The sequence below is a fragment of the Streptomyces sp. Je 1-79 genome, assembly GCF_025195125.1.
Classification (GTDB): Bacteria; Actinomycetota; Actinomycetes; order Streptomycetales; family Streptomycetaceae; genus Streptomyces.
The window spans coordinates 291,278-306,244 of record NZ_JAMGSL010000001.1 but is presented as its reverse complement, the minus strand read 5'-3'; the positions used below and the strand labels follow the sequence as shown (position 1 = coordinate 306,244).

13 protein-coding genes are annotated in these 14,967 nt (G+C 72.4%); 9 read left to right on the top strand and 4 right to left on the bottom strand.

Annotation, left to right across the window (positions count from 1 at the left end):
* Positions 1 to 150 precede the first annotated feature (150 nt).
* Entirely contained in the window at positions 151 to 618 is a 468-nt protein-coding gene (locus M5362_RS01255) for a lamin tail domain-containing protein (protein WP_260225328.1), read from the bottom strand.
* A gap of 449 nt (positions 619 to 1,067) precedes the next feature.
* On the opposite strand from M5362_RS01255, the gene M5362_RS01250 reads away from it, so the two are divergent.
* Positions 1,068 to 1,319, top strand: coding sequence for a hypothetical protein (locus tag M5362_RS01250; RefSeq protein ID WP_260225327.1), 252 nt, complete (start codon positions 1,068 to 1,070; stop codon positions 1,317 to 1,319).
* 66 nt (positions 1,320 to 1,385) lie between these two features.
* Here M5362_RS01250 and M5362_RS01245 read toward each other — a convergent pair whose 3' ends face one another.
* From M5362_RS01245 to M5362_RS01235, 3 genes are all read right to left on the bottom strand, one after another.
* Complete coding sequence (locus M5362_RS01245) at positions 1,386 to 1,817, bottom strand: hypothetical protein (protein WP_260225326.1); 432 nt, start codon at positions 1,815 to 1,817, stop codon at positions 1,386 to 1,388.
* A 141-nt stretch (positions 1,818 to 1,958) separates the two neighbouring features.
* On the bottom strand, positions 1,959 to 2,408 hold the full coding sequence (locus tag M5362_RS01240) for a hypothetical protein (RefSeq protein WP_260225325.1): 450 nt from the start codon (positions 2,406 to 2,408) through the stop codon (positions 1,959 to 1,961).
* A gap of 103 nt (positions 2,409 to 2,511) precedes the next feature.
* Entirely contained in the window at positions 2,512 to 2,871 is a 360-nt protein-coding gene (locus M5362_RS01235) for a hypothetical protein (protein WP_260225324.1), read from the bottom strand.
* Between the two features lie 477 nt (positions 2,872 to 3,348).
* Between M5362_RS01235 and M5362_RS01230 the strand changes: the two genes are divergently transcribed.
* From M5362_RS01230 to M5362_RS01195, 8 genes are all read left to right on the top strand, one after another.
* Positions 3,349 to 4,605 (top strand): ROK family transcriptional regulator, encoded by a 1,257-nt coding sequence (locus tag M5362_RS01230; RefSeq protein WP_260225323.1) that lies wholly within the window; start codon positions 3,349 to 3,351, stop codon positions 4,603 to 4,605.
* A gap of 403 nt (positions 4,606 to 5,008) precedes the next feature.
* Positions 5,009 to 5,512 carry a flavin reductase family protein gene (locus M5362_RS01225; protein ID WP_260225322.1) on the top strand — a complete coding sequence of 168 codons (504 nt, stop codon included), beginning with the start codon at positions 5,009 to 5,011 and terminating at the stop codon, positions 5,510 to 5,512.
* A gap of 61 nt (positions 5,513 to 5,573) precedes the next feature.
* Positions 5,574 to 6,638, top strand: a complete 1,065-nt coding sequence (locus tag M5362_RS01220) for an ABC transporter substrate-binding protein (RefSeq protein WP_260225321.1) — start codon at positions 5,574 to 5,576, stop codon at positions 6,636 to 6,638.
* Positions 6,635 to 7,600, top strand: coding sequence for an ABC transporter permease (locus M5362_RS01215; protein ID WP_260225319.1), 966 nt, complete (start codon positions 6,635 to 6,637; stop codon positions 7,598 to 7,600). The genes M5362_RS01220 and M5362_RS01215 overlap by 4 nt, the downstream gene beginning before the upstream one ends.
* 26 nt (positions 7,601 to 7,626) lie before the next feature.
* Positions 7,627 to 8,421 carry an ABC transporter ATP-binding protein gene (locus M5362_RS01210; RefSeq protein WP_374214393.1) on the top strand — a complete coding sequence of 265 codons (795 nt, stop codon included), beginning with the start codon at positions 7,627 to 7,629 and terminating at the stop codon, positions 8,419 to 8,421.
* 94 nt (positions 8,422 to 8,515) lie between these two features.
* Positions 8,516 to 9,895 carry an LLM class flavin-dependent oxidoreductase gene (locus tag M5362_RS01205; RefSeq protein ID WP_260225682.1) on the top strand — a complete coding sequence of 460 codons (1,380 nt, stop codon included), beginning with the start codon at positions 8,516 to 8,518 and terminating at the stop codon, positions 9,893 to 9,895.
* Positions 9,896 to 10,014: 119 nt separating this feature from the next.
* Positions 10,015 to 13,809 (top strand): ABC transporter ATP-binding protein, encoded by a 3,795-nt coding sequence (locus tag M5362_RS01200; protein WP_260225681.1) that lies wholly within the window; start codon positions 10,015 to 10,017, stop codon positions 13,807 to 13,809.
* On the top strand, positions 13,806 to 14,840 hold the full coding sequence (locus tag M5362_RS01195) for an aldo/keto reductase (protein ID WP_260225318.1): 1,035 nt from the start codon (positions 13,806 to 13,808) through the stop codon (positions 14,838 to 14,840). The genes M5362_RS01200 and M5362_RS01195 overlap by 4 nt, the downstream gene beginning before the upstream one ends.
* Positions 14,841 to 14,967: the final 127 nt, after the last annotated feature.

Below are 14,967 nucleotides of genomic sequence, written 5' to 3'. Positions count from 1 at the left end.
GTCGTACCCCCGGCCGGGTCGCCGGGTTGTGAGCAGAGCGTCAGAGCGTGCGCCGGGCGGGTCAAGGCGCCCGGCGCACGCGGTTCAGAATGCCGGGCCCGTACCGTCCGCGGACGTCATGCGGAGGGCTTCGGGTGCCGGCGGGCGGGGTCAGCGGTGGTGACGGTGGCCCCAGGACTTCGTGTCGACGGTACGGCCGCGGTCGTCGCGCAGGACGGCCTTGTCGGAGTGGTTGTCCCAGACGTAATTGCGACGGTCCTGGAAGAGGTCGGTGCGGGTGTCGCGGCCCTCACCGGTGTGGATGCGGATGGTGGAGCGGCCGGCGAGGCGGACGTCGTCGAAGCGGTAGCGGTTGCCGTCCGAGTCACGCAGGCTCCAGCCGTCCAGCCGCACCGCGTGGCGGGAGTTGTTGGTGATCTCGACCCACTCCGCGTTCAGCGACCGGTTGGAGCGGTTGTCGCGTCCGGGGCTGTCGGCCTGCACGCGGCTGATCTCGACCCGCGACTGACGGCGGCGGTCGTCGTCGTGGGCGGCGGCCGGCAGCGCGGCGGCGGAGACGATGGCGCCGGCGGCGAGCACGGTCGCTGCGATGCGGCGGGCGGTCGAAGAAGCAGACATGGGTGATGTCCCCTCAAGAACAGTGCTCCACCAGGTGAAATGCCGGGTGGGAGCGGGTTGCGGGTCTCGGTCCGGTGCGGGCCGAGGACTCAGACTCTGCGGCCTCGCCGAGCGCGCCGACAGGCCCACCGGACGCCGTTACCGGACGCGGACATTTCTGTAACTATCGGATTCACAGAACACGCAAATGCCGCAGATGCGACCTGCCGTTGGATGCCTGCTGCACCCACCCGTTCAACGATCAACGGCAAGCCCTTGTGCTCCCGCCGAGGGGCCGGCCGCGCCACCCGCCTCGCTTCGGCCAACCGGGGTACGGAGCCAGGTAACAGCAGCACTTCACGTTTCTTCGCACAACCGGAGCGGTCCCGCACGGACGAGCGACGCACGTCGGCAGCCTCCGCAGACCTGCCCGGCTCCGGTCGCGGGCTCTGCCCCTACGATGACCTCCCGTGACATCTGATCGCCGCGCCCTGGGGCAGGGCCCTTTCGACGAACTGACCGACAGCGCCGAGGCCGTCCCCCGGCGCAAGCAGGCCACAGAGGCGGACCTCGACACGGGACTCCCGTCCCTGCGCCTGCCCAACCTCGACGAACTACGCGCCCGCGGCGTACTGGCCCGCGGACACCACGACCAGCCCGACCCCCCGCCCACCAACCGCCGCACCCTCGGAACAGCGGCCGAGGCCCCACCACAGGAGTAGGCCGTGGCGGGACGGCCGCCCGTCTGACCTCGGCCCTCAACGACTGGCTGTGACCGGCAACCGTCGCTAGAGCTCGTAGTCCTGGGCCAGTTCCTCCCAGCGGAGGCTGCGGAGCGCGAGGTCGGCGCACTCGCCGGACGGGATGTCCAAGGCGGTCTGGAACCAGACCACGGTGAGCGCGGAACGGTGCAGCACGGGGTCGAGCTCAGCGGAGACCGATGTCGAGCGGAAGGCGCCGATGCAGGCCACGGAAGGCAGCACCTCGACGGGGCCGAAGGCGCCAACGGTCTGGTCCGGGTACTCGCGGGGAGGCGGGACCAGATGTACCGGCGTGGAGGGAAACGCGCGTTCAGCCTGTCGCTGGAGGCCTCTGACCTTCATGTCGTTGATGGGCTTGCAGGGATAGCCCTCCAACATCCCTCCGTAGGTCGACGACATTCGGAGCTCGGTGAGCTCGATCGAACGGCCGGACGAGAGGGCTATGTGGCTCAGCGACATGCCGACACCCTATGCACACGATTCCCTCCCGAGACACGGCCCCCCGGCGCCAGTGAACCCGGCTTGAGCCGCGCCGCCGCGACAGCGAGGGGCTGTGACGGTGCATCGTCGGACTGATGACCAAAGCCAGCGGCACTCCGACTACCGTCCGGCGCCATCCCCGCGCAGCGCGGCACGGACCAGCGCGACGTCCGCAGTGGGGACAGCGAGTTCCCAGTAGCGATCCGCGGCTTGCAGGGACAACAGGCGGAACAGTGCCTTGTCGACCGCCCCGCTTCCCGGGCCGGCGACCGGGCCCGCCCCGTGGACGTGGAACGGAGCATTCAAAGCGACGCCTTCGCCGGTGCCGCCGAGCACGCGAAACGGCTGCCACACCACGGGCGACCCCGCGGCAGGGTCCAGAATCAAGGACCCGGGCCGGAAACGACGGCCGTCACGGGCGAAGGCGGAGACCTCGCGGGCCTCGCCCGCGGCCAAGGCAGCGACGTCCGCCTCGGCCCGGGGCCGAGCGGCTTGCGTGAACTGCTCGATGAGACGCCCCGGATGCCGGAGCAGATCCGTGAAGGTCAGCGTCCCCGTAGCCCGTCGCACTCTTCCCACCACTGCCCCCTGCATCGCGGTCGTACCCAGGGTAGCGAGGTCGCCGATCGTCTACGGCCTCCCCGCCCATGCAGACGGGCGAGGTCGGACGGGGTCAGGCCGGTGGTTCGGTGGGGCGGTTGCGGCGGGTGCGTAGGGCGTGGACCGTGCGGGTGATGCCGTAGCCGAGCAGCCAGGGCAGCGCCGTGATGCCCAGCACGTAGACGACGAGGAAGCCCGTGAGGTCCTCCTGCCAGGTCTCCTCCTTCAAACGGAGCAGGGTGGAGATCGTGACGGTCCCCAGGACGCCCACCGGTACGGCCGGCAGCAGCACGGACCACAGCCGCGGCTTCCAGCCGGAGTGACGGGCGCACCACACCCCCATGCCCGCCATGAGAAAGGGCCCGAACGGCACCCAGAACACCACCGGGATGAACAGCGCCGCCAACCAGTCGTCCGAATACCCGAACATCATGCGGCATCCCCCCTGACATCAGCCGCCCCTCCGGCTTCCTGCCCCGCCATTGTCGCGCGTGAACCGGAGCCAGCACCCGGCACCCCGACCGGAGGCGATGTGCCGTCCATGATGCGGGCACAGGTTTGACCGGGTTGTGCGCTCACGGTTATGTTGCGCGCCATGCACCGATCCGCGCTTCTGACGACTCGAGGTCATGTCGACCTGAAGCGTGTGTGCTCCGCCGCGTGTCAGTGGTAGTGAACAGCGGCGCGGGCGCGGAGCCGGGTGCCCCCTCTCTGTACGGGACATGATTCCGAGCGGGAGGCCTCCCCCGCGATCTCCTCGTGCAACTCCTCGCGCAGCGCCGCCGCGTACCCCCTGAAGGGACCGTTCCGGGCCATCCGACGCCCGAGCCGTCCCGACGGCACCGGCCTGCCCGTTCCGGCCGCCGGAGTCGACCGTCCGCGACACCGCACAGGACCGGGAAGGCCCCCCGTGGAGAGTTCACCGCCGACCACAGCCCGACGCTCCGCGCCGCTACGGCGCTCCGACATACCGCCCCCGCCGCAGGCCGCACGCCGTGCCTCGGGGGCCGGCGCGGTGATGGGCGCGATCCTCGACCACGGGCCGGTGGCGCGCAGCACCGTGGCCCGGCTGACCGGGCTCTCCCCGGCCGCCGTGAGCGGCCACTGCGGTGTGCTGCTGAGCCGCGGGCTGATCCGCGAGCGGCAGGAGACCACGGGCCCGCGCGGCCTGGGCCGTCCCCATGTCCCCCTGGACGTCGACGCGGGCCGCTACCTGGTCGCCGGCGCCCACATCGCCGTCACGCACACGACGCTGTCGCTGATGGATCTGCGCGGCCGGATCGTCGCCGAGGAGAGACGGCCGCACGAGGACACGGATCCCGGGAGGGTACTGGACGGCCTGGCGCGGCGGTTGCCCGCTCTGGTGGCGGCGCACGGCGCGGGCAGGACCGTCCTCGCCATGGGGGCGGCGACCGGGCACTGGGTCGATCCGGAGGCCGGGGTGGTGGTACGGCACCCACAACTCGGCTGGCGTGATGTGGCGGTACGCGGCGTGCTCGCCGACGCGACCGGGCTCCCCGTCCATGTCGACAGCCACGCCCGGGCGTTGGCCCGGGCGGAGCAGCTCGTGGGGCAGAGCGGAACGCGCGAGAGCGCGGTGCTGCTCTTCGTGGGCGCCGTGGTGGACGCCGCGTTCGTGTCGGCGGGCGCCGTGCATCAGGGGCCGCGCTCCGGGGCGGGGAACGTCGCCCATCTGCCGGTCGGTGCCGGCGACGGCGGGTCCTCGCCCTGCGTGTGCGGCATCCCGGGGTGCCTTCAGGCGGAGGTGTCGGAGCCCGAGATGGTACGGCGGGCCAAGGCGGCGGGCCTGGAGGTGTCGTCCTTCCCCGCCCTGCTGGAACGGGCGTCGGCGGGAGACACGACGGCACGGGAGCTCTTCCTGCGTCGCGCCCGCCTCGTCGGGCGGGTGGCGGCCGTACTGCTGGACATGTTCGACCCCGAGGTGCTGGTCGTCGTCGAACCGGGCGCGGGCCGGCTTCCCGAGTGCCTGGCCGCGCTCCGGGCCGAGGTGGCCGACCGGTCATGGGTGTGCGACGACCCCGAACACCGTGTCGTACCCAGTTCGTTCACCGGATCCGTACTCGCGACAGCGGGGCCGGCCGTGGCCCTCGGCGCGCTCTACGACGATCCGCTCGGGCCCTGGCCGGCGCTGCCCGCCGTCTCCTGACCGAGGGAAGGGGGGCAGGGCAGTCCGACTTAATTCAGCGAGTTGCATTGTTGACCGGGGCGGAGCACGGATCGGAAGATGGATGCATGAGCAGCCAGCGAGGGATTCTTCGGTTCGTGCCCACCACGGCACGTCACTGTCGCCCCCTGCTGTTCTCCGTTGCGGGGTCCGGCCGTGCCGACGCGACCCCCGCCGGAAAGGGCTGTTGACCCTCTCTCGCAGTTTCGCGTGACAAGGGTCTGATCCGCCCGTCTCCCTTCACGGTGTGACGCATCATGCGCCCACCGGAATTCCCTGTCGCGTTGTCGCGCGTCGTGCCGTTCATCTCCGCCTGCCTTTCGGCCGGTCCGCTCCCCTTTCTGCTTTTCCGCTCCCGCCTGCGTTTCTTCGTCATGGAGGAAATGTGACCGTCTCCCTGTCCTCGCACCCCGCCACCGAACTCGCCCCCGAGCGTTTCAAGCAGGCGTTCCGCGCCTATCCCGCGGGCGTCGTCGTGGTCGCCACCGACGCCGGCCGCGGGCCCGTCGGCTTCACCGCGACCTCACTCAGCTCGCTGTCCCTGAGCCCTCCGCTCATCTCCTTCGCCATCGCCACCGGGTCGTCCTCCTGGCCCCATGTCGAAGAGGCCCGTACCGCCGTCGTCCACTTCCTGGGGTCCGACCAGGAGCCGCTGGCCAGGCGGTTCGCGACGAGCGGCATCGACCGCTTCGCCGCGCCCACCGCGTGGCGGCGCCTTCCCGAGGGCGATCCCGTCCTCTCGGACGTGGCCGGCTGGCTCCGGGTCGCGATCGAAGACCTCGTACCCGCGGGTGACCACCGGATCGTCGTGGCCCGCGTCCTCGAATCGTGGCAGGAACCGGGGCGCCGACCTCTCCTCTTCCACGACGGCGGCTATCTCTCCATCTGACCCGCGCCCCCATCCGGCTTTCTCCCCGTCTCCGCCTGACCACTTCGGAACAGGATCATTCATGTCATCCATCCCTGCCCATCCCCGTCTGGGCCGCAGAGGTTTCCTCGCCCTCGCGGGCGGTGCGGCCGTCGGAATCGCCGGATGCGCGCCGCCGCCCGGTCCCGCTGCCCGAACCGCCTCCGTCAAGGCCCTTTCCACGGCCCCTCCGCCGCCGAACACCTCGCTTTCCGTCGCCGTACGCACCTCGCGCATTCAGTTCACCGAGTCGGGCCTGCTGAAGGAGCTCCCCTTCCAGGTCTCCGAATGGCCGAACCTCTCCGCGGGCCCGGACATCATCCAGGGATTCCGGGCGCGCTCCATCGACCTGGCGAGCAATGCCGGAATCCCTCCGATCCAGGCCCATGCCATCGGGGTGGCGGCACGCATCGTGGCGGTTCAGGTGCGCCGGAAGCCGACGTACGTCTTCGCCACCGCCCCCGGCTCGTCCATCGCCCGTGTGGAGGACTTCCGGGGCAGGAAGATCGGGTTCTCGCAGGGGCAGGCCCAGGGCGTGGTCGTGCTGCGCGCCCTGAAGAAGGCCGGGATGGCCCCGAAGGACGTACAGCTGGTGGCTCTTCCGAGCACCCAGTTCCTGACCGCCCTGCAGTCCAAGCAGGTCGACGTCGCGCCGCTGGGCGAACCGACGCTGACCAAGTACCTGACGCAGTACCGCAAGGACGGCGCGCGCGACGTGCGCACCGATGTCGTCGACCTGCTGACGGTGCTGTGGGCCCCGGCGGAGGTCCTGGACGATCCCGCGAAGGCGGCGGCGGTCCGCAGCTTCGTTCCGCTGTGGGCGCGGGGCTCGGTGTGGGCGTGGGAGAACACGAACCGCTGGATCGACGCGTACTACGTCAAGGACCAGGGCGTCAGCCGCGAGGACGGCAAGCGGATCGTGGCCTCGCTCAACAAGCCGCATTTCCCGGCGCGTTGGGACGAGGCGATCGCCTGGGAGCAGGAGACTGCCGAGCTGATGGCCGAGGGCGGCTTCGTCCCGCGGTTCGACGTCGAGCAGCTCTTCGACCGGCGTTTCGAGAGTCTGGCGGCCGCGGCCGTCGACGCCCAGTACCGGGAGGGAGCATGACCGAGGCGCTGACCCCCGCGCGGGCCTCGCGGGGCATCGCGGTCGCCGACGACCGCCGTACCCAGGACCTGGCCGCCGGAGTCTCCGCGGCGGAGACGAGCAGCGGCGGCCCACCGCCCGGCCGCGGCAGTGACAGCAGCGGCAGCGGCAGCGGCAGCGGGACGGTCAGGGGTGGTTCCGGGAGACGGCGACGGCTCGGTCCGGGCCGGCCGGTGCCGTTCGGCCGACTGCTGGGCCCGGTGCTGCTCATCGCCGCCTGGTGGGCCGCCTCGGCCGCGGGGGTGCTCGATCCGCGCATCCTGTCCGGCCCCGGGAGCGTGGTCTCCACCGCCGTCGATCTGGTGGCGGACGGCAGGCTCCAGGGCAACGTGCTGATCTCCCTGCAACGCGCGGGCCTCGGCCTCGTCTTCGGCGTGCTGGCAGGCGTCACCCTGGCCGTCGTGGCGGGTCTCAGCCGCACGGGCGAGTACCTGGTCGACGGGCCGCTGCAGATCAAGCGGGCCATCCCGTCCCTGGCGATGCTGCCGCTGCTGATCCTCTGGCTCGGCATCGGCGAGGACATGAAGGTCACGGTGATCGCGCTCGGCGTCGCCGTGAACATGTACATCAACACCTACGCCTCGCTGACCGGCATCGACAGCCGCCATGTGGAACTCGCCGAGGTCCTGCGGCTGAGCCGATGGCGGTTCGTACGGAAGGTCGTGATCCCGGGCTCGCTGCCGGGGTTCTTCGTGGGGCTGCGCCTGGGCGTGACCTCGTCGTGGCTCGGCCTGATCGTCGTGGAGCAGATCAACGCGACCAGCGGCATCGGTTACATGATGTTCCAGGCCCAGCAGTACGCCCAGTCCGACGTGATCATCGTGGGCCTGGTGGCGTACGGAGTCTTCGGCTTCGCCTCCGACGCCCTCGTCCGCACTGTCGAGAGGAGGGCCCTCTCGTGGCGACGTACTCTGGCGGGCTGACCGGGGCGGCACAGCCGCCGACGGACCTGGCGTCGCCGGCCGACCTGGCGTCGTCGGCCGACCTGGCGTCGCCGGCCGTCCGCACCCGCCGGCTCGTCCGCGGGTTCGGCGAGCGGGCCGTGCTCAAGGGAATCGATCTCGACCTGGCGCCGGGCGAGTTCACCGCTCTGCTGGGGCGCAGCGGATCGGGCAAGTCGACGCTGCTGCGCGCCGTGGCCCGGCTGGACCACGGCGTCGAGGGGACCGGCGAACTCGTCGTACCCGACCGGGTGTCGCTGTCCTTCCAGGACTCGCGACTGCTGCCCTGGCTGCGCGTGCTGGACAACGTGGTGCTCGGGCTGCGTGGCCCCGGCGTCCGGGAGCGGGGACTGACCGCCCTGGAGGAGGTCGGGCTCGCGGGCCGGGACCGGTCCTGGCCGCACGAGCTCTCCGGCGGTGAGCAGCAGCGGGCGGCGCTCGCCCGTGCCCTGGTCCACGATCCCGAACTCCTGCTCGCGGACGAGCCGTTCGGCGCGCTCGACGCACTGACCCGGATCAGGATGCACGGTCTGCTGCGCGAACTGTACGAGCGCCACCGGCCGGCCGTGCTGCTGGTCACCCATGACGTCGACGAGGCCGTCGAGCTGGCCGACCGGGTGCTGGTCCTGGAGGACGGCCTGATCTCGCTGGACATCACGGTCGACCTGCCCACGCCCCGGAGCCGGCGCGACCCCCGGTTCCAGGAGTACCGGGACGCCCTGCTCGCCGCGCTCGGCGTGACGACGCCCTCCGCTCCCCCGTACGCCTCCCCGAAGGAGAAGTCCCGTGTCCCGCACGCCTGATCGCACGCCTGATCGCACGCCCGCCGGCGCCCCCGGCCGCACCCCGGCGGCCGGCCGGCCTGCCCGCAAGCACCTCCACCTCAACGCGTTCCTGATGTCGGTGGGGCATCACGAGGCCGCCTGGCGGCTGCCCGAGAGCCCGGCGGGGGGAGGGACCGACATCGCGCACTACCAGAACCTGGCCAGGATCGCCGAACGGGGCAAACTGGACTCGGTGTTCCTCGCCGACAGCCCGGTCCTCCACGGCGACCCGGGGCGCCGTCCGTCGAGCAGGCTGGAGCCGACCGTCCTGCTGACCGCCCTGGCCGTGGTCACCAGCCGGATCGGGCTGATCGCCACCGCGTCGACCAGCTACAACGAACCCTTCAACCTCGCCCGGCGTTTCGCCTCGCTGGACCATGTGTCCGGCGGGCGCGCCGGCTGGAACATCGTCACCACGGCCGGCGCCGACGCGGCCCGCAACTTCGGCCTCGACGACACTCCCCTGCACCACGAGCGGTACGAACGCGCGGCCGAGTTCGTCGACGTGGCCACCAAGCTGTGGGACAGCTGGGCGGACGACGCCGTCGTCGCCGACAAGGAGCGCGGGGTGCACGCCCTGGCGGACCGGGTGCGGCGCATCGACCACCGGGGGGCCCACTTCCGGGTCGACGGGCCGCTGAACGTCGAGCGTTCGCCCCAGGGCCGCCCGCTGCTCGTGCAGGCCGGATCCAGCGAGGACGGGAAGGAGTTCGCAGCGCGTTACGCGGAGGCCGTGTTCACCGCCCAGCAGACGCTGGAGGACGGCATCGCGTTCTACCGGGACGTCAAGCAGCGTGCCGTCGCCTTCGGCCGCGACCCCGACGAGATCAAGATCCTCCCGGGGATCGTGCCGGTCATCGGTGACACGGAGGCCGAGGCGCGGGAGCTGGACGCGGAGCTGGACCGGCTGATCGCCCCCGAGTACGCCAAGCGCCAGCTCGCGCAGCGGCTGCGGATCGCGCCGGAGGATCTCGACCTCGACAGCGAGCTGCCGGAGGACATTCCCACCGAGGACGAGATCGAGGGCGCCAAGAGCCGCTACACCCTCATCGTGGATCTCGCCCGACGCGAGAGGTTGACGGTACGTCAGCTCATCGGCCGGCTGGGCGGCGGGCGCGGACACCGGACCTTCGCCGGGACCGCCGAGCAGGTCGCCGACACGATCGAGCACTGGTACGAGAGCGGGGCGGCGGACGGGTTCAACATCATGCCCGCGGTGCTGCCGTCGGGCCTGGAGCGGTTCGTCGACCGGGTGGTGCCGATCCTTCAGGAGCGGGGCCTGTTCCGTACCGAGTACGACGGGACGACCCTGCGCGAGCACTACGGCCTGGCCCGGCCGGCGAACCAGTACTTCGACGCGCCGGCGTCCGATGCCGACGCCAAGGTCGAGGTCGTCACGGGTGAAGGTGCCGATGCCGGTCGCTCCGCCGCCGCGCTGGTGGACGCACGGTGACCGGTTGTCCCCCACAGGCCCCGCAGGAACAGGCCCCGCGGGAACACGACCCGTCGGAGCCGGTCGCCACCACGGCGGCCGGCCCCGGCGGGCCCCGGCCGGCCGGCTGGGCGCGGCGGCTGCTCGGCTACTGCCTCCGCCACCGCCGTGATCTCGCCCTCGCGTACGGTGCCGCGGTCGTCGCCGCCGTGGCCACCGCGGCGCTGCCGCTCGTCCTGCGCCATGTCGTCGACGCCGTCGCGGCGGGAACGGCCGGGTCGCTGACGCCCTGGCTCGTCCTTCTGGCCGGCCTCGGCGCCGTCCGCTTCGGTGCGAGCTTCACCCGTCGCTACCGCTCGGGCCGGGTGTCGCTCGGGGTCCAGTACGACCTGCGCAACGACGCCTTCGCCTCGCTCGTGCGGCTCGGCGGGGCCAAGCAGGACGAGCTGCGCACCGGGCAGGCGGTGAGCCGCTCCATCTCGGACATCACCCTCATCCAGACGTTGCTGCAGTTCCTGCCGAACCTCACGGGCAACGTGCTCATGTTCCTGACCTCCGTGGTCCTCATGGCGCTGCTCTCGCCGCCGCTGACCGCCGTGGCCCTGGTCGTGGGACCGTTGCTCTGGCTGATCGCGTACCGCAGCCGTCGCGACCTCTTCCCGGCGAACTGGCACGCCCAGCAGGAAGCGGCCGAGGTCGCCTCAGCCGTGGAGGCGACGGTCACCGGCGTGCGGGTGGTGAAGGGATTCGGCCAGGAGGAGCGGGAGTTGGCGGGTCTGGACGGCCGTGCGCGTCGGCTGTTCGCCTCCCGCATGAGGGTCGTGCGGTACACCAGCCGGTACAACCCCGCGCTCCAGGCCGTGCCGGCCCTGGGACAGGTCGCCGTGCTCGCGCTCGGCGGCTGGATGGCGCTGGACGGCCGCATCTCGCTGGGCACGTTCCTCGCCTTCACGACGTACCTCGGCTCGTTCGTCACCCCGGTCCGGCAGCTGGCCACTCTGCTCACCGTCTGGCAGCCCGCCCGCGCGGGCGCCGTCCGCGTCATGGAGGTCATCGACGAGACGCCCGGACTGGCCGAGACGCCGCACCCGGTGGAGCCGGCGGCCGGCTCGCCGTCCGTCTCCTGGGAGGACGTCACCTTCGGGTACGGGAGCGGGGAGCCGCTCCTGCGGGGTTTCTCCCTGGACATCCGGCCGGGCGAGACCGTCGCTCTCATCGGTCTCGCGGGCTCCGGGAAGTCGACGGCGGCCGCGCTGCTCCCCCGCTTCTACGACGTGGCGGGCGGCCGCGTCCGGGTCGGCGGTCACGACGTGCGCGAGCTGTCCCTGGACTCCCTGCGCTCCCGGATCGGGTACGTGTTCGAGGAGTCGCTGCTGCTCTCCGACACCGTACGGGCCAACATCGCGTACGGACTGCCCGACGCCGGGGACGAACGGATCCGCGCGGCTGCCCGGCTCGCCCGCGCCGACGCGTTCATCGAGCGGCTGCCGCACGGGTACGACACGGTCGTCGGCGAACAGGGGCTCACGCTCTCCGGAGGCCAGCGACAGCGGATCGCCCTCGCCAGGGCGCTGCTGTGCGAGCCCGACGTGCTCGTCCTCGACGACGCCACGTCGGCGATCGACACGCGGGTGGAGGCGGAGATCCACGACGCCCTGCGGACGGCGGAGCGTCGGCCCACGACGCTGATCGTGGCGCATCGGCGCTCCACCCTGGAGCTGGCGGACCGGATCGCCGTGCTCGACGCCGGTCGGGTCGTCGACACCGGGACGCTCCACGAACTGCGTTCCCGCTCCACGCTGTTGCGCTCCCTGCTGTCGGCTCCGGACCAGCCGTCCGCGGCGGCGGAGGGCGCACCCGCCCCCGGCTCCTCCGGGTGCCCGGACATCCCCGACGCCACGGCCGCGGTCACGGCCGCGCTCTGGCGGCGGGACGTGGATGGAGCGTCCGACGACGAGGGCGGCGAGGCTTCGGTCCGTGCCGCTCAGGCGTTCGCGGAGGCGGCGGCGACGTCCGGTCCCGGTCGTGGCGCGCCCGGCGGCGGTGGGCTGCTCGGCTCCGCCCCGCCGAACCCCGAGGTGCTCGCCGGTCTCGCCCGCCTTCCGATGCCCGAGGCGGATCCGGGGCTCCCCGTGGAGGTGGCCTCCGCAGCCGAACCGGACCTGGGCCTGGGGCGGCTGCTGCGCCCCTTTCGGGCCCCACTGCTGATCGGACTGCTCCTGGTCGCGCTGGACGCGCTCGCGCAGATCGCCGTGCCGGTGCTGGTCAGGCACGGGGTCGACGACGGGGTCGCGCAGGGTGCCAGAGGTGCCCTGCTGGTGGCCGCGGCGGCCGCCGCGGTCGTGGTGGCGGCGAACTGGGTGGTCGGCGTCCTCCAGGTCCGGACGACGGGCCGTACCGGCGAGCGCCTGCTGTACACGCTGCGGGTCAAGACGTTCGCGCAGTTGCAGCGGCTCGGACTCGACTACTACGAGCGCGAGCTGGGCGGCCGGATCATGACCCGGATGACCACGGACGTGGACGCCCTGTCCACGTTCATGCAGACGGGACTCATCACGGCCGTGGTGAGCGGGCTGACCGTGGTGGGCGTGCTCGCCGCCCTGCTCGTCATCGACACCGGCCTCGCCCTCGTCCTCGTCGCCGCGGTACCGGTGCTGGCCGTCGCGACGGCCGTTTTCCGCCACCACTCCGTACCGGCCTACCGGGACGCCCGGGAGCGCGTCAGCATCGTCAACGCCGCGCTGCAGGAGAACGTCGCCACGATCCGGGTCACCCAGGCCTTCCGCCGGGAGGAGCACAACGCCCGGCACTTCGCGCGGCTCGCGGGCGAGTTCCGGGACTCCCGGCTCCGTGCGCAGCGGTACATGGGCGTCTTCTTCCCGTTCGTGGAGTTCCTCGGCACGCTGTCCGCGGCCACGGTCCTGGCCGTCGGCGCGGGCAGGGTGGCGGCCGGGGAGCTCACGGCGGGCACGCTCATCGCGTTCCTGCTGTACGTGGAGCTGTTCTTCTCCCCGATCCAGCAGCTGTCCCAGGTGTTCGACGGCTACCAGCAGGCGGTCATCGGCCTCTCCCGGCTGCGGGCCCTCATACGGACGCCGACCGGTACGCCCGGCGCGGCCCGGCCACGCCGGGTCGGCAGGCTGCGCGGCGCCCTCGAACTCGACGGCGTGTCCTTCGCGTACCCCGGGGGCCGCGAGGTGCTGAGCGACCTGCGGCTGCGGGTGGCGCCGGGAGAGACCGTCGCGCTGGTGGGCACGACAGGGGCGGGGAAGTCCACGGTCGTCAAACTCCTCGCCCGTTTCTACGATCCCTCCTCGGGCCACGTCCGCGTGGACGGGGACGACCTGCGCGAGCTCGATCTGACGGGCTACCGGCGCCGGCTCGGGGTGGTCCCCCAGGAGCCCCACCTCTTCAGCGGGACCGTCCGTGACGCCATCGCCTATGGCCGTCCGGACGCCGCGGACGCCGACGTCGAGGCCGCGGCGCGGGCCGTCGGGGCGCACGACATGGTCGCGGCGCTGCCCCGGGGCTATCTGCAGCAGGTCGGCGAGCGGGGCCGGAACCTGTCCGCGGGCCAGCGTCAGCTCATCGCCCTGGCGCGGGCCGAACTCGTCGACCCCGACGTGCTGTTGCTGGACGAGGCCACGGCCTCGCTCGACCTGGCCACTGAACGGCGGGTGACCGCCGCGACGGCCGCGCTGTCCCGTCGCCGTACGACGGTCGTCGTGGCGCACCGGCTCACCACAGCCGCGCGCGCCGACCGTGTCGTGGTCCTGGACGGCGGCAGGATCGCCGAGACGGGCACGCACGAGGAGCTGCTCGCGGCGGACGGCCCCTATCGCCGGCTCTGGGACGCCTTCCGGGACGGCTCCGCGCCCGCCGCCCGCACCCATCCCCACCCCACCGATCAACTGATGCAGGAGAGTGCACGATGACGCAGTACCGCAGTCTGGGCCGTACGGGCGTGAAGGTCAGCCCGCTGTGCCTGGGGACGATGATGTTCGGAGCGCGGGGCAACCGCGACCACGAGGACTCCGTACGCATCATCCGGCGGGCCCTCGACGCGGGCATCAACGTCGTCGACACGGCCGACGTCTACTCCGCCGGCGAGTCCGAGACGATCGTCGGGAAGGCCCTGTCCGGTGGCCGCCGGGACGACGTGGTGCTCGCCACGAAGTTCCACGGCAGTCTCGGCGAGGACCCCAACGAGCGGGGCAACTCGCGCCGCTGGATCGTCCAGGAGGTCGAGAACAGTCTGCGCCGCCTGGGCACCGACTGGATCGACCTCTACCAGGTCCACCGGCCGGAGCCGGACACCGACTTCGACGAGACGCTCGGCGCCCTGACGGATCTCGTGCGCCAGGGGAAGATCCGCTACATCGGGACGTCGACGTTCGAGCCGTCCGCGATCGTCGAGGGTCAGTGGACCGCCGAGCGGCGGGGGCGGGAGCGGGTGGTCGCGGAGCAGCCGCCGTACTCGCTGCTCGCCCGGGGCGTCGAGCGCGAGGTGCTGCCGGTCGCCCAGCGGTACGGGCTCGGTGTGCTCGCGTGGAGCCCGCTGGCGGGCGGCTGGCTGTCCGGCCGCTACCGCAAGGGGGCGGAGCAGCCCCGCTCCAGCCGTGCGGACCGCCAGGCCGAGCGCTTCGACATCGCGTCTCCGGAGAACACGGCGAAGCTCGACGCGGCGGAGGCCCTGGCGCAGCTCGCGGAGGAGGCGGGGCTGACGCTGATCCAGCTCGCCCTCGCCTTCGTCCTCGAACATCCGGCGGTCACCTCGGCCATCATCGGCCCGCGCACGTTCGAGCAGTTGGAGGGCCAGCTCGGCGCGGACGCGGTCCGGCTGAGCCGGGACGTCCTCGACCGGATCGACAAGATCGTGCCTCCCGGCACCAACCTCTCCGCGCGCGACGCGGGTTACGTGCCGCCGTCGCTCACGGAACCGGAGCTGCGCCGCCGCGGCCACTGACGCCGCCCGGACCGCGCTCCGGGCGGATGCCCGGCCGGGCGCGGTCTGCCGGGCGCGGGCCGGCGGGGCGCGGGCCGGCCGGGGCGCGGGCCGGCCGGGGCGCGGTACGGCGGGAGGCGTGGTCCGG

What these genes read in the sequence shown, in the direction of transcription:
- M5362_RS01255 (WP_260225328.1), bottom strand. Translation starts at nt 618, where the DNA reads ATGTCTGCTTCTTCGACCGCCCGCCGCATCGCAGCGACCGTGCTCGCC.
- M5362_RS01245 (WP_260225326.1), bottom strand. Translation starts at nt 1,817, where the DNA reads ATGTCGCTGAGCCACATAGCCCTCTCGTCCGGCCGTTCGATCGAGCTC.
- M5362_RS01235 (WP_260225324.1), bottom strand. Translation starts at nt 2,871, where the DNA reads ATGATGTTCGGGTATTCGGACGACTGGTTGGCGGCGCTGTTCATCCCG.
- M5362_RS01220 (WP_260225321.1), top strand. Translation starts at nt 5,574, where the DNA reads ATGTCATCCATCCCTGCCCATCCCCGTCTGGGCCGCAGAGGTTTCCTC.
- M5362_RS01215 (WP_260225319.1), top strand. Translation starts at nt 6,635, where the DNA reads ATGACCGAGGCGCTGACCCCCGCGCGGGCCTCGCGGGGCATCGCGGTC.
- M5362_RS01205 (WP_260225682.1), top strand. Translation starts at nt 8,516, where the DNA reads ATGTCGGTGGGGCATCACGAGGCCGCCTGGCGGCTGCCCGAGAGCCCG.
- M5362_RS01195 (WP_260225318.1), top strand. Translation starts at nt 13,806, where the DNA reads ATGACGCAGTACCGCAGTCTGGGCCGTACGGGCGTGAAGGTCAGCCCG.